Source organism: Agromyces solani, assembly GCF_058349925.1.
Map to the genome: position 1 here is coordinate 1,039,869 of NZ_JBYRER010000001.1, position 18,857 is coordinate 1,058,725.

At 71.8% G+C, this 18,857-nt stretch carries 16 protein-coding genes; 13 read left to right on the forward strand and 3 right to left on the reverse strand.

The features are described from left to right. Positions 1-42: 42 nt before the first annotated feature. Positions 43-1,512 carry a chlorohydrolase family protein gene (locus AC3RJ7_RS04875; RefSeq protein ID WP_491454692.1) on the reverse strand — a complete coding sequence of 490 codons (1,470 nt, stop codon included), beginning with the start codon at positions 1,510-1,512 and terminating at the stop codon, positions 43-45. Positions 1,513-1,776: 264 nt separating this feature from the next. Here AC3RJ7_RS04875 and AC3RJ7_RS04880 point away from each other — a divergent pair, with 264 nt between their 5' ends. The 11 genes from AC3RJ7_RS04880 to AC3RJ7_RS04930 all read left to right on the forward strand — a co-directional run bounded on the left by AC3RJ7_RS04880 (position 1,777) and on the right by AC3RJ7_RS04930 (position 13,057). Continuing rightward, positions 1,777-2,829: an ABC transporter permease gene (locus tag AC3RJ7_RS04880; protein ID WP_491454693.1), complete on the forward strand. Its 1,053-nt coding sequence runs from the start codon at positions 1,777-1,779 to the stop codon at positions 2,827-2,829. A 62-nt stretch (positions 2,830-2,891) separates the two neighbouring features. Then, entirely contained in the window at positions 2,892-4,610 is a 1,719-nt protein-coding gene (locus tag AC3RJ7_RS04885; protein WP_491454694.1) for an ABC transporter substrate-binding protein, read from the forward strand. Between the two features lie 68 nt (positions 4,611-4,678). Next, entirely contained in the window at positions 4,679-5,680 is a 1,002-nt protein-coding gene (locus AC3RJ7_RS04890) for an ABC transporter permease (RefSeq protein WP_491454695.1), read from the forward strand. Further along, positions 5,680-6,666: an ABC transporter ATP-binding protein gene (locus AC3RJ7_RS04895; RefSeq protein WP_491454696.1), complete on the forward strand. Its 987-nt coding sequence runs from the start codon at positions 5,680-5,682 to the stop codon at positions 6,664-6,666. The genes AC3RJ7_RS04890 and AC3RJ7_RS04895 overlap by 1 nt, the downstream gene beginning before the upstream one ends. Beyond that, positions 6,663-7,697 carry an ABC transporter ATP-binding protein gene (locus tag AC3RJ7_RS04900; protein WP_491454697.1) on the forward strand — a complete coding sequence of 345 codons (1,035 nt, stop codon included), beginning with the start codon at positions 6,663-6,665 and terminating at the stop codon, positions 7,695-7,697. The genes AC3RJ7_RS04895 and AC3RJ7_RS04900 overlap by 4 nt, the downstream gene beginning before the upstream one ends. Beyond that, positions 7,684-8,892 (forward strand): amidohydrolase, encoded by a 1,209-nt coding sequence (locus AC3RJ7_RS04905; protein WP_491454698.1) that lies wholly within the window; start codon positions 7,684-7,686, stop codon positions 8,890-8,892. The genes AC3RJ7_RS04900 and AC3RJ7_RS04905 overlap by 14 nt, the downstream gene beginning before the upstream one ends. Continuing rightward, positions 8,876-10,117, forward strand: coding sequence for an MFS transporter (locus AC3RJ7_RS04910; RefSeq protein ID WP_491454699.1), 1,242 nt, complete (start codon positions 8,876-8,878; stop codon positions 10,115-10,117). The genes AC3RJ7_RS04905 and AC3RJ7_RS04910 overlap by 17 nt, the downstream gene beginning before the upstream one ends. An 89-nt stretch (positions 10,118-10,206) precedes the next feature. Beyond that, on the forward strand, positions 10,207-10,995 hold the full coding sequence (locus AC3RJ7_RS04915) for a GNAT family N-acetyltransferase (RefSeq protein WP_491454700.1): 789 nt from the start codon (positions 10,207-10,209) through the stop codon (positions 10,993-10,995). Between the two features lie 55 nt (positions 10,996-11,050). Beyond that, positions 11,051-11,911, forward strand: coding sequence for an Fpg/Nei family DNA glycosylase (locus AC3RJ7_RS04920; protein WP_491454701.1), 861 nt, complete (start codon positions 11,051-11,053; stop codon positions 11,909-11,911). A gap of 55 nt (positions 11,912-11,966) precedes the next feature. Beyond that, complete coding sequence (locus AC3RJ7_RS04925; RefSeq protein ID WP_491454702.1) at positions 11,967-12,581, forward strand: GNAT family N-acetyltransferase; 615 nt, start codon at positions 11,967-11,969, stop codon at positions 12,579-12,581. A gap of 23 nt (positions 12,582-12,604) precedes the next feature. Further along, positions 12,605-13,057: a nitroreductase family deazaflavin-dependent oxidoreductase gene (locus AC3RJ7_RS04930; RefSeq protein ID WP_491454703.1), complete on the forward strand. Its 453-nt coding sequence runs from the start codon at positions 12,605-12,607 to the stop codon at positions 13,055-13,057. Positions 13,058-13,345: 288 nt separating this feature from the next. On the opposite strand, the gene AC3RJ7_RS04935 is transcribed toward AC3RJ7_RS04930, so the two are convergent. Next, complete coding sequence (locus tag AC3RJ7_RS04935) at positions 13,346-15,265, reverse strand: anthranilate synthase family protein (protein WP_491454704.1); 1,920 nt, start codon at positions 15,263-15,265, stop codon at positions 13,346-13,348. 187 nt (positions 15,266-15,452) lie between these two features. On the opposite strand from AC3RJ7_RS04935, the gene AC3RJ7_RS04940 reads away from it, so the two are divergent. Then, positions 15,453-16,265, forward strand: a complete 813-nt coding sequence (locus tag AC3RJ7_RS04940; RefSeq protein WP_491454705.1) for a putative protein N(5)-glutamine methyltransferase — start codon at positions 15,453-15,455, stop codon at positions 16,263-16,265. 26 nt (positions 16,266-16,291) lie between these two features. Here the strand turns inward: AC3RJ7_RS04940 and AC3RJ7_RS04945 are convergent, their stop codons facing one another. Continuing rightward, the gene (locus AC3RJ7_RS04945) at positions 16,292-16,996 is read right to left on the reverse strand and encodes a phosphoribosyltransferase (RefSeq protein ID WP_491454706.1); all 705 of its coding nucleotides are present in this window, start codon (positions 16,994-16,996) and stop codon (positions 16,292-16,294) included. A gap of 238 nt (positions 16,997-17,234) precedes the next feature. Between AC3RJ7_RS04945 and AC3RJ7_RS04950 the strand changes: the two genes are divergently transcribed. Next, the gene (locus AC3RJ7_RS04950) at positions 17,235-18,842 is read left to right on the forward strand and encodes a VWA domain-containing protein (RefSeq protein WP_491454707.1); all 1,608 of its coding nucleotides are present in this window, start codon (positions 17,235-17,237) and stop codon (positions 18,840-18,842) included. Positions 18,843-18,857 lie beyond the last annotated feature (15 nt).

Below are 18,857 nucleotides of genomic sequence, written 5' to 3' on the forward strand. Positions count from 1 at the left end.
CCGGCTCTGTGCCTCGAGGCGGCGACGGTCTGGTCGCCGGCGTCAGCCGGCGACCGGGAAGACGGGCGGGAAGAGTTCGTCGGCCGAACCGTGCCGCCCGTCGCGGTCCGTGTAGCCGGCCCGGAGCTTCGCGAACAGGACCTTCGTGTCGGCGCGCACGGCGTCGAGGTCGACCCCCGGCAGGCGCCCGTCGCGCATGACGACCCGGCCGCCGACCATCGTGAGGCAGGCGTCGCGCGCGGTGCCGTTGAGCACGAGCGTTCGGATCGGGTCCTCGACCGGTCCCATGCGCACGTCGTCGAGGCGGAAGGCCGTGAGGTCGGCGGTCGCGCCGGCCTCGATGCGCCCGAGGTCGGGGCGGTGCAGCGCACGGGCGCCGCCGAGGGTCGCCGCATCGACGTAGGCGGCGATGTCCCCCTTCGAGAGGTCGCCGTGCTGCACCTTCGCCGCCGACACGCCCGTGTCGATGCCGCGGATGAGGTCGGGCGGGAACGAGTCGGTGCCGAGCGCGAAGTTGACGCCCGCGTCGCGATAGCGCGCGAAGTCCCAGAGCTCGGCGCCGTAGCGGGCGTTCGTGAGCGCGCAGTGGACGATCGAGACGCCGGCCGCCACGAGCCGCGCGAGGTCGCCGCGGTCCTCGCCGTGCACGTGCGGGTTCACGTCGACCACGACGCCGTGCGGCACGATCACGCGGTCGTGCAGCAGGCCGTGCGCTTCGAGGTGGTCGAGCGGGGTGTGCCCGTATCGGGCGATGACGTACTCGCGCTCGAACTCGCCCTGCAGGGCGTGGATGCGCACGAGGGCGTCGCGCTCGTGCGCGGCGGCGGCCGTGGCCTCCATCAGTTCGGGGGAGAGGGTCTCGATGCGGCAGGGCAGGAACACGCCGGTCAGCAGCGGGTCGTCGAGCTCGCGGATGCGGTCGACGAATCGGATCGCATCGGCCAGGCCCGCTCGGCCCTCCTCCTCGACGAACCGGATGTCGCGGGCACCCGTCTCGTCGACGACGGGCACGCCCGACCGGTACGACGGCCCGAGGAAGCCGCGCATTCCGATCCGGCTCGAGAACTCCGCCATCGCGAGGAAGTCGTCGGCCGACTCCGCCCAGGCCGAGTGCACCTCGGAGGCGATGGGCATGTAGCTCGTGATGCCGTGCAGCGCGAGCTGCACGAGGGCGATCTCGCGGATGCGGCGGCGCTCGGCCTCGGTGAACACGTGCGCGCGGCGGTCGAAGTACTCGCTCGACCACTGGAGTCGCGGTCCGTCCTCGCCGCTCGACCACGAGTCGAGGATGAGGTGGTCGATGTCGGTCAGCGCGTCGAGGTCGATGAGCCCCGGCATGAGCAGGCTCTCGCCGAGCTCGATGCGCTCGTCGACCTGGAGCTCGCGCGCGCCGGCGGCGGTGCCGGCGTAGACGATGCGGTCGCCGTCGGTCACGACGGCGCCGTCGCGGATCTCGACGTGGCTCGTGCCGTCGAAGGCGAGCAGGTGATCGGCGGTGATCAGCGTGCGCACGGGGTTCCTTTCGCAGGAATGTGAACGTTTGGTATCCAAAAACTACCGAGTCGTGACGGATGCCTCAAGTCGACGCATTCCGTCAGGCTGGAGGCATCCAGCCGGAAATGTCACCTGAACCGGGGATTCATCGCTCGCTGGGGTTGAAAGATGCCCGGGTGGTGCAACGTGATATTCCACCGGGCTTGCGATTCGCGAGATTTGGTATACAGTTTTGCCCGACCGAACCCCGACCCTTCAAGGACGATCGTGACGGATATGCAGGTGGCGACCCCGACCGCGGGCCCCGACAGCAGCGAACGGCAGGCGCCCGTCGCCGCCCCGACCATCGATGCGCCGCGCGACGGCGAGCCGAAGGCCGAGATCGCGACGGGGCGGAGCCTCCTCGGCACCGCGTGGCTGCGCATCAAGCGGAGCCCGGTGGCGCTCGCGTCGTTCGGCGTCGTCGTGGCGATCGTGCTCTTCGCCGTGCTCGCCCCCGTGCTCGTCGCGATCGAGGGGCAGGATCCGTTCACGACCCGCACCGGCCCCGATGTGCTCGACAACTTCATGACCCCGGGCCTTCCGCTGCCGGGCTACATGTTCCCCTCCGCCGAGCACTGGCTCGGCGTCGAACCGGGTCTCGGACGCGACCTGTTCGCCCGGCTCGCCTACGGCGCCCAGGTCTCACTCGTCATCGCCCTGCTCTCGACGCTCGTCTCGGTCGTGCTCGGGACCGTGCTCGGCGCTGCCGCCGGCTTCTTCGGCGGCAAGGTCGACATGATCATCAGTCGCACCATCGACCTCTTCCTCGCCTTCCCGCACCTGCTGCTCGTGCTGTCGCTCACGCCGATCCTCGCCTCGCGACTGCGCGACACCCCGCTCGGCACCGGCAGCTTCGTGCCGATCGCCTCGCTCGTGCTCATCCTCGGATTCTTCGGGTGGGCGTACCTCGCTCGCGTCGTGCGAGGCCAGGTGCTCAGCATCCGCGAGCAGGAGTACATCGAAGCCGCCCGCTCGTACGGCGCGTCGTACCGCTCGATCATCTTCAAGCAGGTCATCCCGAACGTGCTCGGCGTCGTGCTCGTCTACGCGACCATGCTGATCCCCGCGAACATCTCGGCCGAGGCCGCGCTCTCGTTCCTCGGCGTCGGCGTCAAGGACCCGACGCCCTCGTGGGGCCAGATGCTCAACGCCGCCCAAGCGGGCAACTGGTACCTCAGCGACCCGTGGTTCCTCATCGTCCCGGGGACCGCGCTCGTCATCACCGTGCTCGCGTTCAACCTGCTCGGCGACGCCGTCCGCGACGCGCTCGACCCCAAGGCCTCGCGCGACTGAGGCCTCGGCCTCGACGCATCCCGTCTTCCCGTCCACACCGCACCACCCACGCAAGGAGAGTCATGAAGTTCCGCAGTTCACTGATCGTCGCGGCCACGATGGCCGTGGCGCTCGCCGTCACCGGTTGCACCGCCGGAGGCGACCCCGGCAGCCAGCCCTCGGCCGGCAGCAACGACCCGTATGCCGCACGAATCGTCGAGCCCGGCTTCACCGAGCCCGGCGGCAACGTCAACGTGCTCATGTCGAGCGACTTCATGACGCTCGACCCGGGCAACAGCAACTACGTGCAGACCGCCAACGTCGGCCAGCTGTACTACCGCACGCTCACCATGGCGAAGGAGACCGCGGGCCAGCCGCCGGCCATCGTCGCCGACATGGCCACCGACACGGGCACCGTCTCCGAGGACGGCCTCACCTGGACCTACACGCTCAAGGACGGCCTCGAGTACGAGGACGGCACGCCGATCACCTCGGCCGACGTCAAGTACGGCATCGAGCGCACCTACGCCCGCGACGTCTACACGCAGGCGCCGCAGGAGCTCAACTCGGCCCTCGACTCCGACGACTACACGGGCCCGTACGCGGGCGGCGAGCTCACCGCGGTCGAGACGCCCGACGAGCAGACGATCGTCTTCCACCTCAAGCAGCCGAACCCCGACTTCCCGGCGCTCGTCTCGCGGTCGAACACCGCGCCCGTGCCCGAGGCGAAGGACACGAAGCTCGACTACACGAACCACCCGATCTCGTCGGGCCCGTACATGATCGAGAGCTACGACCGGGGTCGCGAGCTCAAGCTCGTGCGCAACCCCGAGTGGGACCCGGCGACCGACGAGAACCGCACGGCGCTGCCCGACACGTTCACCTTCTCGCTCTCGACGGCGCAGGCGACGATCAGCCAGCAGCTGCTCGCCGACACCGACCCGACCGCGATCACGCTCGACTCGAACGGCGCGCTGCAGGCGTCCGACACCTCGCGCCTGACCGAGGCCGGCATCGCCGAGCGCACCGCCGCCGGCATCCTCGGCTGCACCGACGTGCTCAACTTCAACACCGAGACGATCACCGACCCCGACGTGCGCAAGGCGCTCGCGCTCGCCATCGACCGTGCCGCGATCCAGGTGCAGTACGGCGGCGCCCGCTTCGGCAAGATCACGAACTCGTACCTGAACGACAGCCAGGTCGGCTACGTCGAGGAGACGACCGACCTCGACCCGGCAGGTGCCGCGAAGCTCGACGAGGCCAAGGCGCTGCTCGAGGGCGAGGACGTGCCCGCGACGCTCACCTACGGGTACTCGAACGCGACCGACCGGTACAAGAACCTCGGCACGGTGCTGCAGCAGAACTTCAAGGAACTCGGCATCGACCTGCAGATGACCGCGATCCCGGCTGCGAACTACTACACGGTGCTCGCGAGCGACGAGATGCCCGACATCGCGCGCGCCGGCTGGTGCGGCGGCGCGGCCTCGGGCTCGACCCGCACGACGGTCGACCCGAACATCGGGCCGAGCCTCGACGGCACGACCTACGGCTTCAGCAACATCTCGCGGTTCCACGACCCCGAGATCGCGCAGAAGATGTACGAACTGCGCGACACGAACGGCACCTCCGAGGAGATCAACACCGCCTGGTCGGAGCTCTACAACGAGGCGATGGAGAGCTACCCGATCGTGCCGCTGATCCGCACGTTCACGAACAGCGTCGTCGGATCGGACATCCGCAACGCCCAGGTCGGCTACTTCTTCGGCAGCATCGACCTCTCCACCGTCGGCGTCGAGCAGTAACGACGCGCTCCACTCACGCATGAAAGGGCGGGGCCGGCCGCGCAGGCCGGCCCCGCACAGGCCCAGTGATGTTCGGATTCCTCGCCCGCAGGTCGGTCGCCCTCCTCGCCCTGCTCCTCGTCGTCAGCTTCGTGACGTTCACGCTGTTCCAGTTCGGCCCGGCCGACCCCGCTGCCGCCGCGTGCGGCCAGGAGTGCACCCCCGAGCGCATCGCCGAGGCGCGCGTCGCGCTCGGCATGGACCAGCCCTTCCTCGTGCAGTACGTCGACTACCTCTCGGGGTTCGTCGGCGACCGCATGATCGGCGCCCCCGGCGCCGAGCAGCTGTGCACCTGGCCGTGCCTCGGCAAGTCGTTCCAGACGAACGAGAACGTGACCGACGTCATCGCCCGGGCGCTCCCGTACACGCTCTCGATCGCGATCGGCGCCGTCGTGCTGTGGACGATCTTCGGCGTCGGGCTCGGGCTCCTCGCCGCGCTCCGCAAGGGCCGGCCGACCGACAAGCTCATCGTCGGCGCCGCCTCGATCGGCGTCTCGCTGCCGGTGCCCGTCACCGGGCTCCTGCTCCTCCTCGTCTTCGTGAGCACGCTGCGCGTGCTGCCGTTCACGAGCAACACGATCTCGTCGCCGTTCGGCCCGGCCGGGCCGGGGGCGTGGTTCGCCAACTACCTGCTGCCGTGGATCGCCCTCGCGATCCTGTTCAGCGCGCAGTACATCCGCATCACGCGCAACAACATGATCGAGACCTTCGGCGAGGACTACATGCGCACGGCGAGGGCGAAGGGACTCTCGCGCCGCAGCATCACGTTCCGGCACGGCGTGCGCGCCGGGCTCATCCCGATCATCACGATGCTCGGCCTCGACATCGGCGCCCTCCTCGGCGGCGCGGTGCTCACCGAGCAGATCTTCTCGGTGCCGGGCCTCGGCTTCACCGCCGTGCGCGCCGCCACCTCGGGCGACCTGCCCGTGACCATGGCGATCACGATGCTCGCCGCCTTCTTCATCATCATCGCGAACGTGGTGGTCGACGTGTCGTACGCGGCGGTCGACCCCCGAGTCAGGATCAGCTGATGGCCACCGAACCGTTCCTCGACATCCAGGGGCTCCAGGTCGCCTTCCCGACCGACGACGGCCTCGTGCACGCCGTCAACGGCATGGACCTCTCGCTGCGGCGCGGGGAGACCGTCGGCATCGTCGGCGAGTCGGGCTCGGGCAAGACCGTCACGAGCCAGGCGCTCATGGGCCTGCTCAAGGGCACGAGCGCGCAGATCAGCGGCCGGATCATGTTCGAGGGCGTCGACCTCGTCGCCCTCGACGAGCGCGCGATGCGCGCCTACCGCGGCAAGAAGATCGGCATGATCTTCCAGGATCCGCTCTCGGCGATGCATCCCTTCTACACGGTCGGCAAGCAGATCGCCGAGGCCTACCGCGTGCACAACCGGGTGACGGCCAAGCAGGCCAAGGCCACCGCGATCGACATGCTCGCCCGCGTCGGCATCCCCGACCCGGTCTCGCGCTACGACGCCTACCCGCACGAGTTCTCCGGCGGCATGCGCCAGCGCGCGATGATCGCGATGGCGCTCGTCTGCGAGCCCGAGTTGCTCATCGCCGACGAGCCGACGACCGCGCTCGATGTCACCGTGCAGGCGCAGATCCTCGACCTCATCTCGTCGCTCCAGGCTGAGACGGGCTCGGCGGTCATCTTCGTCACCCACGACCTCGGCGTCGTCGCCGAGGTGTGCCAACGCGTGGTCGTCATGTACGGCGGCCAGTGCGTCGAGCAGGCCGACGTGCACGACGCGTTCTTCGACACGGCGCACCCGTACACGCAGGGCCTGCTCGCCTCGATGCCCTCGATGGCCGACGAGGCCGGGCGCCTCACGCCGATCCCGGGCTTCCCGCCGTCGCTCGTCGATCTCCCGAACGGATGCCTCTTCGCACCCCGTTGCCCCGTCGCGCAGCTCGTGCCGGGCAACCGCTGCTTCACCGAGCGGCCCGAGCTGCACGGCGACGGCCACCGGTCGCGCTGCCACCTGAACGAAGGGGTCCTCGCATGAGCACGCCCATCCTCGAGGTCGAAGGCCTCACGAAGTACTTCGGCAAGGGCGGCGGGCTCTTCCGCCGCGGGTCGGTCGTCAAGGCCGTCGACGGGGTCTCGTTCACGCTCGAACGCGGCACGACGCTCGGGCTCGTCGGCGAGTCGGGCTGCGGCAAGTCGACGACCGGGCGCCTGCTCATGCGGCTCATCGAGCCGACCGCGGGCCGCATCGTCGTCGACGGCACCGACGTCACCGACCTCAGGGGGCGCGACCTCGCGCAGTTCCGCCGGCGCGTGCAGATGGTCTTCCAGAACCCGGCGTCGTCGCTCAACCCGCGCCAGACCGTCGGCGGGGTCATCGCAGCGCCGCTCGTCGCGCAGAAGATCTCGCCGCCCGAGGGCATGAAGCGCCGCGTGCAGTCGCTCATGGACCGGGTGGGCCTGCGCCCCGAGCACGTCAACCGCTTCCCGCACGAGTTCTCGGGCGGCCAGAAGCAGCGCGTCGGCATCGCCCGGGCGCTCGCGCTCGAGCCCGACGTCGTCATCTGCGACGAGCCCGTCTCGGCGCTGGACGTGTCGGTGCAGGCCCAGGTCATCAACCTGCTGCAGGACATCCAGGCCGACACCGGCATCTCGTACGTGTTCATCGCGCACGACCTGTCGGTCGTCAAGCACTTCGCCGACGACATCGCCGTGATGTACCTCGGCCGAATCATGGAGCACGGCGACGCCGACGAGGTGTTCGGTTCGCCGAGGCATCCCTATACGCGGTCGCTGCTCAGCTCGGTGCCGAAGCCCGACCCGACCGCCGACCGTTCGGGGCGCATCCGGCTCGTGGGCGACCTGCCGCACCCGTCGAACCCGCCGAGCGGCTGCGTGTTCCGCACTCGCTGCCCGGTCTTCGCGCTGCTGGACGAGGATCGTCGGCGGAACTGCATCGACGTCGTGCCGACCGGACCCAACGCATGCCACCATCCCGATGAGGCCGCCGCATTCGCGCCCGGACCCGTCGACCCCGCCGAAAGGAACATCGCCCATGCTCATCCGTGACGTCCGCCCCTGGGGCGGCGACCCCGTCGACCTCGTCATCGAGGGATCGCGCATCAGCGAGATCCGGCCCCACGACGCGGCCGCAGCGGTCGCCGACGCGGTCGACGGTCGGGGCCGGCTCGTGCTGCCCGCGTTCAGCGACGTGCACGTGCACCTGGATTCGAGCCGGATCGGCCTGCCGTTCCGCGAGCACACGGGCCGGCCCGGGGTCTGGGGCATGATGATGAACGACCGCGAGAACTGGCGCAACACCGACGTGCCGCACGCCGAGATCGTCGCGGGCACGCTCGAGCAGATGATCGCGAAGGGCACCACGCGGGTGCGCTCGTACGCGCAGGTCGACGTCGACTGCAAGCTCGAGAAGTTCGACTCGGTCGTCGCCGCGAAGGAGAAGTTCGCCGGCCACGCCGAGGTGCAGATCATGACGTTCCCGCAGGCCGGGATCCTGCGCGAGCCGGGCACCGTCGAGCTCCTCGAGGAGTCGCTCAAGCAGGGCGCCGACGTGATGGGCGGCATCGACCCGAGCCAGCTCGACCGCGACCCCGCGAAGCACCTCGACATCGTCTTCGGGCTCGCCGAGAAGTACCAGGTCGAGATCGACATCCACCTGCACGAGCCGGGCGAGCTCGGCGTGTTCAGCACCGAGCTCGTGCTCGAGCGCACGCGCGCCCTCGGCATGCAGGGCAAGGTCACGATGTCCCACGCCTACGAACTGGGCGCCGTGTCCGAGGCGGTCAGCCGCCGGCTCATCGACGAGTTCGCCGAGCTCGACATCGCGATGGCGACAGTGGCGCCGTCGACGAGCAACCACCTCTCGCTCGTCGCGCTCGCCGAGGCGGGCGTGCGGGTCGGCCTGGGGGAGGACGGGCAGCGCGACTACTGGAGCCCGTACGGCAACTGCGACATGCTCGACCGCACCTGGCAGCTCGCGTTCGTCAACGGATTCCGCCGCGACGACCTCGTCGAGCTCGCGCTCGCCGTGGCGACCATGGGCGGCGCGAGCATCATGTCGCACGAGTCGCCGCGCATCGCCGGCGTCGGCGACCGGCCGGGCGTCGCGGTCGGCGATCGAGCCGACCTCGTGCTCGTCGACGGCGAGACGCCGACGAGCGCCGTCATGGACCGGGGTCGCGACCGCACCGTCATCCACGACGGCCGGGTCGTCGCCGATGGCCTCCGTGTCGTCGGCGCCTGAGGGGCGGGCCGGGCGCGAACGCGGGACGGGCGCCGGCACGACCGCCGGCCTCGTCGCCGCCCTCCTGATCGGGGTGAACCTCCGCCCCGCCATCACCGGGGTCGCTGCACTGCTCGACGAGACGCGGATCGCGTACGGGCTGAGCTCCGCCGACGCCACGGTGCTCGCGACGCTGCCCGTGATCGCGTTCGGCCTCACCGCGCCGGTCGGGCCGTGGCTGGCGCGGCGCATCGGCGTCGCCCGCGCGCTGACGTGGTCGATGGCGGGCCTCGCCGCAGCGCTCGCGCTGCGGGTCGCCGCTTCGGCACTGGTCCTGCCGGGAACCTTCCTCGCGGGCGTCGCGATCATGGCCGCGGGCACCCTGCTGCCGCAGTACCTCAAGGAGCTCCGCGCGAGCGGGCTCTGGATCGGCCTGAGCAGCATGTCGTTCGGCGTCGGGGCGGCGCTCGGCGCGGGCCTGGTCGTTCCGGCCTACACGGCGAGCGGGGGATCGGCGCCGATCGCGCTCGGGATGTGGACCCTGCTCGCGATCGTCGCGACGGCCGCCATGGCCGTCGCGGCGCGGCGCGGCGCGCGACACGATCGCACCGTCGAGCATCCGCCGCTCCGGCTGCCGTCGGGCGGCGGCCTCACGATCGGCCTCGTGACGGCCGTGTTCGGGCTGCAGGCGCTGCTCTATTTCGCGGTCACCGCGTGGCTCCCGCAGTTCCTCGCCGATCGCGGCGAACCGCCCGCGGTGCGCGGAGCCCTGCTCGCGTGGTTCAGCGTCGCCGGGTTCGTGCCGACCCTCGTCACCCCGGTGCTCGCCCGCAGGCCGCGGGTGCTCGCATGGTTCGGACCGGGTCTCGGCATCGCGGTCGCCGTCGGCCTCGGCGCGCTGTACGTCGCGACGGGCGATCAGTTCGTGCTCGTCGTGGGCCTCCTCGGCGCCGTGCAGAGCGCCGCGTTCGGGCTCGGCATCAGCCTCATCGTCGGCATGTCGGCGAACGCGGCATCGGCCGGCGTGGTCTCGGCGATCGCCCAGGGCGGCGGCTACGCCATCGCCGGTGCGGGGTCGCTGCTCGTCGGCGTCGTGCACGAGACATCCGGCAGCTGGGAATGGAGCTTCGCGCTCATGGCCGTCATCGCGGTCGTCCTCGCGGTGGCCGTGTCGCTCGTGATCCGGCGCGAACCGGTCGACCTCGTCGCCGGCGGGCCGGTTGCGGCCGAGCGGGTCGGCCGCTGACCCGGCAGCGTCGCCGCGCCGGGGCCGTCGCGCCGTGTTCGAGGCGGATGCCTCGTCAGGCGCCGGATCGGATGGGCCATCATTGAGCGATGACCGACGCCACCGCACTGCTGCGGGCCTACGACGACCAGCTCCGCACCGACGCCGAGACCGCTCACGCGGTGCGGGCCGAACGGCGAGGTCCACTGCGGCTCGCCGTCTTCCCGGGAGGGTACGGCTTCGTGAGCTATCGCGACCTCGACGGGTTCGACGCCGACGCGATCGACGTCCTCGTCGGTGGCGTGCTCGCGGATTTCGCCGCCGAACCCGCGATCACCGCCGTCGAATGGAAGACGCGCGGGCACGATCGTGCGCCCGGCCTGCTCGAGGCGCTCGTCGCGCACGGCTACGTCGCCGACGAGCCCGAGTCGATCATGGTCGGCGAGGCCGCCCTCCTCACGGCCGAGGTGCCGCTGCCCGACGGAGTCGTGCTGCGCCGCGCCGCCGATGAGCGCGACGTCCGCGCGATGAGCGCGATGCAGGACGAGGTGTTCGGCGATCCGGTCTCGGTCGAGCGGGCCGACGACCTCGTGCAGCGGCTCGACGGCGGCGACGGCACGGAACTGTGGATCGCCGAGGCCGACGGCCGCATCGTGAGCGCGGGGCGCCTCCAGCCCGTCGAGGGATCGGAGTTCGCGGGCATCTGGGGAGGTGCGACGCGCGAGGAGTGGCGCGGTCGCGGCATCTACCGGGCGCTCACGGCCGCGCGAGCGCGCTCCGCGCTCGCGATGGGGAAGCGCTACATCCACAGCGACTCGACCGAGTTCTCGCGGCCGATCCTCGAGCGGTCGGGTCTCGTGAAGGTCTCCACGACGACCCCGTACGTCTGGCGGCGCTGACGCCGTTCATCGCCGCCCGGGTGCGGATGTCGCCCGTCGGTGACAGGATTCCCCTGTGCCCGAGCTTCCCGAAGTGCAGGCGCTCGTCGCCTTCCTCGACGAGCGGACGACCGGTCGTGCGTTCGCGTCGCTGCGCGTCGCGGCGATCTCGGCGCTGAAGACGTTCGACCCGCCGCTGTCGGCGCTCGAGGGCGAGCGCATCCGTGGGGTGCGCCGGCACGGCAAGTTCGTCGACGTCGACGCGGGTGCGGCGCACCTCGTGTTCCATCTCGCCCGGGCGGGGTGGCTGCGCTGGTACGACGAGGTGCCGAAGACCCCGGTGAAGCCGGGCAGATCGCCGCTCGCGCTGCGCGTGCGCCTCGATGACGGGGCGGGCTTCGACCTCACCGAGGCCGGCACGAAGAAGTCGCTCGCGGTCTACGTCGTGCGCGACCCGGCAGAGGTCCCGGGCATCGCCCGGCTCGGCCCCGATCCGACGGCGGCCGACTTCACCCTCGACGACTTCGCGGCGGTCCTCGCCGGGCGGCGCACCCAGATCAAGGGGCTGCTGCGCGACCAGTCCGTCTTCGCCGGCATCGGCAACGCGTACTCCGACGAGATCCTGCACGCGGCGAAGCTCTCGCCGTACCTGCTCGCGGCGAAGCTCACGCCCGAGCAGACCGAGGTGCTCTACGGCGCGATGCGCGACACCCTCGCCGAGGCGGTCGCCGTGGCATCCGGCCGCCCGCCCGCCGAACTGAAGGACGCGAAGCGCCGGGCGATGCGCGTGCACGGCAGGACGGGCGAGACGTGCGAGGTCTGCGGCGACACGATCCGGCAGGTGATCTTCGCCGACTCGACGTTCCAGTACTGCCCGACGTGCCAGACGGGCGGCAAGCCGCTGGCCGACCGAGTGCTCTCGCGCCTCGTGAAGTAGCGGCGCAGCCCTTGACGGGTGGCACGGCGTCGGCGCCTGCTGGTAGGCAGGAGGGATGACGACTTCCGACGTGGCTTGGCCGCGACCCGCCGGCCCGCTCGAGCTCCGACTGCCGACCCGGCGACTGATCGAGCAGGTGCTCGTGTGGCGCAACCGCCCCGAGGTCACGCGGTGGCTGCTGCGCACCGAGGTCGACCCCGAGGCGTTCACGACGACCTGGCTCGACGGCATCGACGACCCGCTCGATCATTCGGCGATCGCCGTGCTCGGCGATGAGGTGGTCGGCACCGGATCGCTGTGGATCACCGACGGCATGGGGCAGACGCACGGCGACCCCGCCGAGTACGTGCGCGCCGAGGCGGGCATCGGCTACGGCGTCGCCCCGCACCACGCCGGCCGCGGGTACGCGACCGAGATCGCCCGGTCGCTCATCGACCTCGCCGTCGACGAACTCGGGGTGCACCGCGTGACCGCGGGGTGCTTCGCCGACAACATCGCCTCGTGGAAGGTGATGGAGCGGCTCGGCATGCGCCGCGAGCAGCACGGCGTGCGCGACTCGTGGCACGCCGAGCTCGGCTGGATCGACGGCTACACCTATGCGATCCTCGCGGACGAGTGGCGCGAGCGACGGGCCGCCGAGCGCGCCGCCGAGCGCGCCGCGGTCGACTGAGCACGACGAACGAGGGGAGCACGATGGATCTCGGCGCGAGGATACTGACGACGCGTTGGGCGGTCCGGCTGCCGATCCCGATGTTCAAGGCGGGGTTCGGCTTCCTGTTCTTCGGCCGGCTGCTCATGCTCGAGCATCGCGGACGGAGGAGCGGCGAACGCCGGTACGTCGTCATCGAGGCCGCGGAGCACGAGTCGCGGGATCGCATCATCGTCGCCTCGGGGTTCGGCCCGACGGCGCAGTGGTACCGCAACCTCGAGGCCGAGCCGCGCTGCGGCGTGAGCGTCGGCTGGCGCCGACGCGTGCCCGCCCGTGCCGAACTGCTCGACGAGGCGGAGAGCCGGGCGCTGCTCGACCGCTACGCGCGCGAACGCCCCAGGACCTGGGCGATGCTGCACCGCTCGATCGTGGATGCGACGGGCGAGGCGGACCCCGAGATCCCGATGGTCAGGCTGCACCTCGAGCCGAAGCGCTGAGTTTCTCGGGGGCGCGCCGATGTGCCAGAGTGATCTGCACCCTCGCACCGGTGGACCCGATGTCGTCAGCGCCGGGATCTTCGCGGACTTCGACGCCCGACTGGGGATACGTGGTGCGCTACGCGGGGCGCGACCGATTCGAGACGGCCGCGCTCATCGACGACGACGAGTACATCGCGCCACGTCACGCGTCCATCACCTCGGGTCGCAACTTTCCGGTTGCGCTCGCCGCCGCCACGATCGCCGGCCGCATCGGCGCGGGCTCGGTCATCCGTCGTCATGGGACGGCTACTCGGGCTGACCGACGAGGAAAGGGGGGAGGGCCGCATCCTGGGTGACGACCGTCGCCCGCTCGAGCACCCCGTCGACCAGCCGCTCGAGCGTCGCGAGCCCGTCGACCGAGAGCACCGACTCGAGGTGGCCCTGCACCGAAGCGATGCCGGCGCCCCGCAGGGCGTGCACGGCGCCGGTTCTCGGGTCGGCGGCGATCTCGAGCCCGTGCCGTGGAGTTGTGCCGAGCCCGGCGTCGAACGCGGTGAACGTGTTGTAGTACCCGATCGCCGCGCGCTCGCCGAAGAGCCCGACCTCGCGCTTCACGCCCTGCTGGGGCGCGGCGAGCGGCGCGACCGCGAGCCCGGCGAGCCGGGCGAGCACCTGGTGGCTGAGGCAGACGGCGAGCATCGGGGCGCGCTGCGCGAGCCGCGCGGCGATGAGCTCGTGCAGCCGGAACATCCGCGCATCGGTCGCGTCGCGCGGGTCGCCGGGGCCGGGCCCGAACACGACGAGGTCCTCGCCCGCGGTGAGCGGCGCCTCGTTCCACGGCACGATTCGCGCGGCGATTCCGAGGTGGTGCAGCTGGTGCGCGAGCATCGTCGTGAAGTCGTCGCCCGCGTCGACGACGAGCGCCGACACCCCGCGCGGCGCCGCCGCGGGCTGCGGGGAGATCCAGAACGGCGCGAGGTGGGCGTTCCGCTCGGCGAGCGATGCGGGGTCGGACGACTCGGCCGCGTCGTCGACCGCCGCGTCGGCGTCGGTGCCGAGGCATCCACCCGGTCGTTCGCCCTGGCGGGGGATCGCGCCGAGCGCCGTCAGCACGCCGGCCGCCTTCGCGTGGGTCTCGGCGACCTCGCCGTCGGGGTCGCTGTGGCGCACGAGCGTCGCGCCGACGGGCACGCGCACGGTGCCGGCGGCGTCGAGGTAGGCGGTGCGGATGAGGATCGGCGCGTCGAGGTCGTAGCCCGACGCGGTCGGCGTGAATCGGGCGAGCACCCCCGCGTAGTAGCCGCGCGGCGTCGTCTCGTGGCGGGCGATCACGGTGCACGCGTTGCCCATCGGCGAGCCGGTCACGGTCGGCGCGAACATCGTGCGGCGCAGCACCTCCCGCGGGTCGAGGGTGCTGCGCCCCTCGAGCACGTACTCGGTGTGGGTGAGGCGCGACATGCGCTTGAGGAACGGCCCGCGGATCCGGCCGCCGTCGGGGCACACCGCGCTCATCATCTTGAGCTCCTCGTCGACGACCATGACGAGCTCCTCACGCTCCTTGACGTCGGCGAGGAACGCGGCGAGCGCGTCGCCCGAGGGCGGTCCGTCGAGGTGGCGGAAGGTGCCCGAGATCGGGTTCATCGTGACGAGCCCGCCCACGCTCGAGACGTGCCGCTCCGGGGTCGCACCGACCGCGGAGAACCCCGGCGTGTGCACCGCGAACGTCCAGTACGCGCCGGCCTCGTGCTCGAGCAGCGCGCGCAACCAGCCGAGCACGGCCGGCCCGGCGGGCGCCGTCGTCGAGCCCGCGAACTCGCGGCGGATCACGAAGTTCGCCCCTTCGCCGCGCCCGATCTCGCGATCGACGACGCGACGCACGACGGCCGCGTACTCGTCGTCGTCGACGTCGACGCCCAAGTCGTCGATGACCACGGGATGCCTCGGCAGGAGCCCGACGGCGACATCGACGGGCATCTGCTCGCGCTCGCGCACGACGAGGCAGCGCAGCGGAGCATCGTCGTCGTGCGCGTCGAAGCCGCGTTCGCGCACCTGCCGGAACGGCACGAGCGCGAGCACCTCTGCGCCGTCGAGCGGGATGTCGGCGAGGCGCTCCACGTCGACGACCTCGCCGACGAGCACGTCGAGCGTCGCGTCGTGCTCGCGGCGGATGACGGCGAACGCCGGCGGCTCGCTCGCGGCGAGCAGGGCGGTGAGGAGTCTCGTCATGGTGTCTCCGGGTCGGGCCCTCGGATGGACCCTCCGCAGAAACGGAACGACCGCCCTCGGGCGGTCGTGAGTCGTCGAAAACGCGCGGGCCGCCTAGGAGGCGGGCCACCAGCTGCGGTTCGACGCGGTCATGTCGAGCACCATACGGCATCGGTGGGACGCGCGCCAGCCGTATTACGATTCGGGGATGCCCGTCGCCCCCGACCCCGCGCTCGTCGCGCGCCTGCGCGCCGCGGGCTGCGTCTTCGCGGAGGCGGAGGCCGGACTGCTCGGCGCCGCGACCGACGACGCGGCCGAACGCGAGGCGCTCGTCGCACGCCGGGTCGCCGGCGAGCCGCTCGAGGTCGTGCTCGGCTGGGCCGAGTTCGCCGGCCTCCGGCTCGTCGTCGAACCGGGGGTGTTCGTGCCGCGGCATCGCACGGAGCTGCTCGCCGCCGAGGCCGCACGACTCGCCCGCCGTGCCGCCGGGTCGCACGGACGCCCCGCGATCGTCGTCGACCTGTGCTGCGGCGTCGGCGCCATCGGTGCCGTGGTCGCCGAGACCGCCGGCCCTGTCGAGCTCTATGCGACCGACGTCGACCCCGCGGCGGTGCGTGTCGCACGGCGCAACCTCGAACCGCGCGGCGCCCGGGTCTTCGAGGGCGACCTGTACGCCGCCCTGCCGCCCGGGCTCGCGGGTCGCATCGACGTGCTCGCGGTCAACGCGCCGTACGTGCCGACCGAGGAGATCGCGCTCATGCCGCCCGAGGCGCGCGAGCACGAGGCGCTCATCGCGCTCGACGGCGGCGGCGACGGGCTCGACGTGCACCGCCGGGTCGTGGCCTCGGCCCGGGACCGGCTCGCCCCCGGCGGCAGCCTGCTCATCGAGACGAGCGAGGCGCAGGCCGAGACGGCCGCCGAGCTCATGCGCGACGGCGGGCTCGTGCCCCGCTTCGTGGCCGGCGACGACGCCGACGACGACACCGTCGTCGTGGTCGGGAGGCGGGCGCTCGAGTCCTGAGCACGCACCCGGCCGGCCCGGGGACGTCAGCCCCGGGGTCGCTCGGCGAGCAGCCGTGCGACCTCGTCGTCGCCCGTCTGCCTGAAGTCGAGGTAGTGCATGCCGACGGCCATGAATCCCGGCGGCGTCGACAGGCAGACCACGTCGTCGACGTCGGGCGACTCGCGAAGGTCGGCGAGGCTGTCGGGCGCCGCGACGGGGACCGCGACGACGACCCGTGCGGCCCCGCGGGCCCGGGCGACCCGGCAGGCGACCCGCATCGTCGCGCCGGTCGCGACGCCGTCGTCGACGACGATCGCGGTGCGGCCGGCGAGCGGTACGGGCGGCGCGTCGCCGCGGAAGCGCCCCACGCGCGCCTCGAGCTCGGCGCGTTCGCGCCGGAGCACCGCGTCGAACTCGCGGCGGTCGACCCGCGCCGAGGCGATGACGTCCTCGTTGCGCACGATCGCCCCCTCCTCGCCGATCGCCCCCATCGCGAGTTCGGCGTGGCCCGGCGTGCCGAGCTTGCGCACCACGAGCACGTCGAGGGGTGCGCCGAGCGCATCGGCGACCCTGGCGGCGACGGGCACCCCGCCCCGGGGCAGGCCGAGCACGACGGCGTCGCCGATCGGTGCGGCGGCGCCTGCGCGCACCCGGTCGAGGAGCCGGGCGGCCAGTCGTTCGCCCGCCTCGACGCGGTTCGCGAAGTGCTCCATCGAGTACGCCTCGGATGCCTCGTGCAGGGCCTGCACTCCCTGATTAGCCGCGATGGACCGGAGGCGTCAACCCCCTTCCCGCCGTCGCCAAAGACGAGGGGGCTTCGTGTTCGCAGGGTCGTCGCCTACACTGGTGCAGATCCTTCCCCCGGGCTCCCCGGTTCGGGGGAACCCGTTCAAGGATTCGGCGGGCCCCCAACCCCGTCTGCTTGGAGAGCCCGTGGGACGTCATACCGTCGCGGCGCCGGTGAAGAGGCCGGCCCGCAAATTCGTCATGTCCATCGTCGGAGCCGTGGCCGTGATCGGCATCGTCGGCTCGGGCGTGTTCCTCTGGGTGGGCGGTCACCTCGACCCGCTGCTCGCCTCGGCGGAGGCGGGCTGCACGGAGCCCGAGCAGCTCGTCGTCGTGGCCGACCGCTCGATCGCCCCGGCCGTCGCCGAGGTCGCCGATCGGTTCGACCGATCGGCGGAGCACTGCGTGACGACGAAGGTGACGCCCCAGGACTCGGCGGACACCGCCGCGGTACTCGCGTCGGGCACGGTCGAGGCCGACGCCTGGGTGCCCGAGTCGAGCGTCTGGCTCGACCGCATGGACGCGACGGCCGCATCGCTCGGCCAGTCGGCAGCCGCTGTGACCGCCGGCGAATCGGTCGCCTCGACGCCGATCGTCTTCGCCGCGGCCGCGACCGACGCGACCGAGCTCGCCAGCGAGCCGGTCAGCTGGTCGCGAGTGCTCGGCGGCGCACTGCCGACGATCCTGCCCGACCCCGAGGCATCCGCGGCCAGCCTCGCCGGCCTGCTCGCCCTGCGCGGCCATGCCTCGCCCGACGACCCGCGGCAGTTCGCCGGCGCGATGCTCGCGCTCGGCAAGTCGATCCCGGCGTCGACGAGTGCCGCGTTCGGGGCGCTCGGGGTCGGCGACGCCCCCGCGGTCGTCATCACGAGCGAGGCGCAGGTCGCGGCCTACAACAGCGAGGAGCCGGCGGAACCGCTCGTGGCCGCCTATCCGGCCGACGGCACCGTCTCGCTCGACTTCCCGTTCGTTCGGCTGAGCGACGAGAAGGCGAAGCGCAAGCTGCTCGACGAGTTCGAGGCGGCCGTCCGCGACGCGCAGAAGACGTTCGCGGCGCACGGGTTCCGCGCCCCTGACGGCGGCGGCAAGCTCGACCTCGCCGGCGTCGGCACCGAGGGACCGGCGGCCGAGCCCGCGCTCGACGGAGCGGCGCAGCTCGAGATCCTCCGCGCCTGGGGCGTGCTCACCCTGCGCTCGCGCATGCTCACCGTCATCGACGTGTCGGGCTCGATGGAGGAGCCGGCGGCCAACGGCCTGCGCCGCATCGACGTCTTCCAGCAGGCCGCCGTCGGAGCCATGCAGAAGTTCTCCGGCGAGGTCGAGCTCGGTGTGTGGATCTTCTCGACCGCCCGCAACGGCGACCTCGACTACGAGGACCTCTCGCCGATCGCCCCGCTCGCCGACGCGGCGCACACGCAGCAGATCGCGGGCATCATCCAGTCGCTGCCCGACCGGCTCGGCGGCGCTACCGGGCTCTACGACACGACCCTCGCTGCGGTGAAGCGGGTGCGCGAGACGTACGACCCCGAGAAGGTCAACTCGGTCCTGCTCATCACCGACGGACGCAACGAAGACGAGAACGGCATCGACCTCGACACGCTGCTCGCCGAACTGAAGAAGCTCGACGACCCGACGAAGCCGGTGCCGGTCATCATGATCGGCTTCGGACCCGACACCGACCTCGCGGCGATGCAGCAGATCGCGCAGGTCACGAAGGGCGCGGCCTACTCGGCGACGAAGCCCGAGGACCTCTCGACCGTGCTCGTCGATGCACTCTCGCAGCGCAGCTGCCGGCCGAACTGCGGCTGACGGCACGACGGAGGA

Coding starts and splice junctions, on each gene's coding strand:
- AC3RJ7_RS04885 (WP_491454694.1), top strand. CDS start 2,892: ATGAAGTTCCGCAGTTCACTGATCGTCGCGGCCACGATGGCCGTGGCG.
- AC3RJ7_RS04890 (WP_491454695.1), top strand. CDS start 4,679: ATGTTCGGATTCCTCGCCCGCAGGTCGGTCGCCCTCCTCGCCCTGCTC.
- AC3RJ7_RS04895 (WP_491454696.1), top strand. CDS start 5,680: ATGGCCACCGAACCGTTCCTCGACATCCAGGGGCTCCAGGTCGCCTTC.
- AC3RJ7_RS04900 (WP_491454697.1), top strand. CDS start 6,663: ATGAGCACGCCCATCCTCGAGGTCGAAGGCCTCACGAAGTACTTCGGC.
- AC3RJ7_RS04905 (WP_491454698.1), top strand. CDS start 7,684: ATGCTCATCCGTGACGTCCGCCCCTGGGGCGGCGACCCCGTCGACCTC.
- AC3RJ7_RS04915 (WP_491454700.1), top strand. CDS start 10,207: ATGACCGACGCCACCGCACTGCTGCGGGCCTACGACGACCAGCTCCGC.
- AC3RJ7_RS04925 (WP_491454702.1), top strand. CDS start 11,967: ATGACGACTTCCGACGTGGCTTGGCCGCGACCCGCCGGCCCGCTCGAG.
- AC3RJ7_RS04930 (WP_491454703.1), top strand. CDS start 12,605: ATGGATCTCGGCGCGAGGATACTGACGACGCGTTGGGCGGTCCGGCTG.
- AC3RJ7_RS04935 (WP_491454704.1), bottom strand. CDS start 15,265: ATGACGAGACTCCTCACCGCCCTGCTCGCCGCGAGCGAGCCGCCGGCG.
- AC3RJ7_RS04940 (WP_491454705.1), top strand. CDS start 15,453: ATGCCCGTCGCCCCCGACCCCGCGCTCGTCGCGCGCCTGCGCGCCGCG.
- AC3RJ7_RS04950 (WP_491454707.1), top strand. CDS start 17,235: ATGTCCATCGTCGGAGCCGTGGCCGTGATCGGCATCGTCGGCTCGGGC.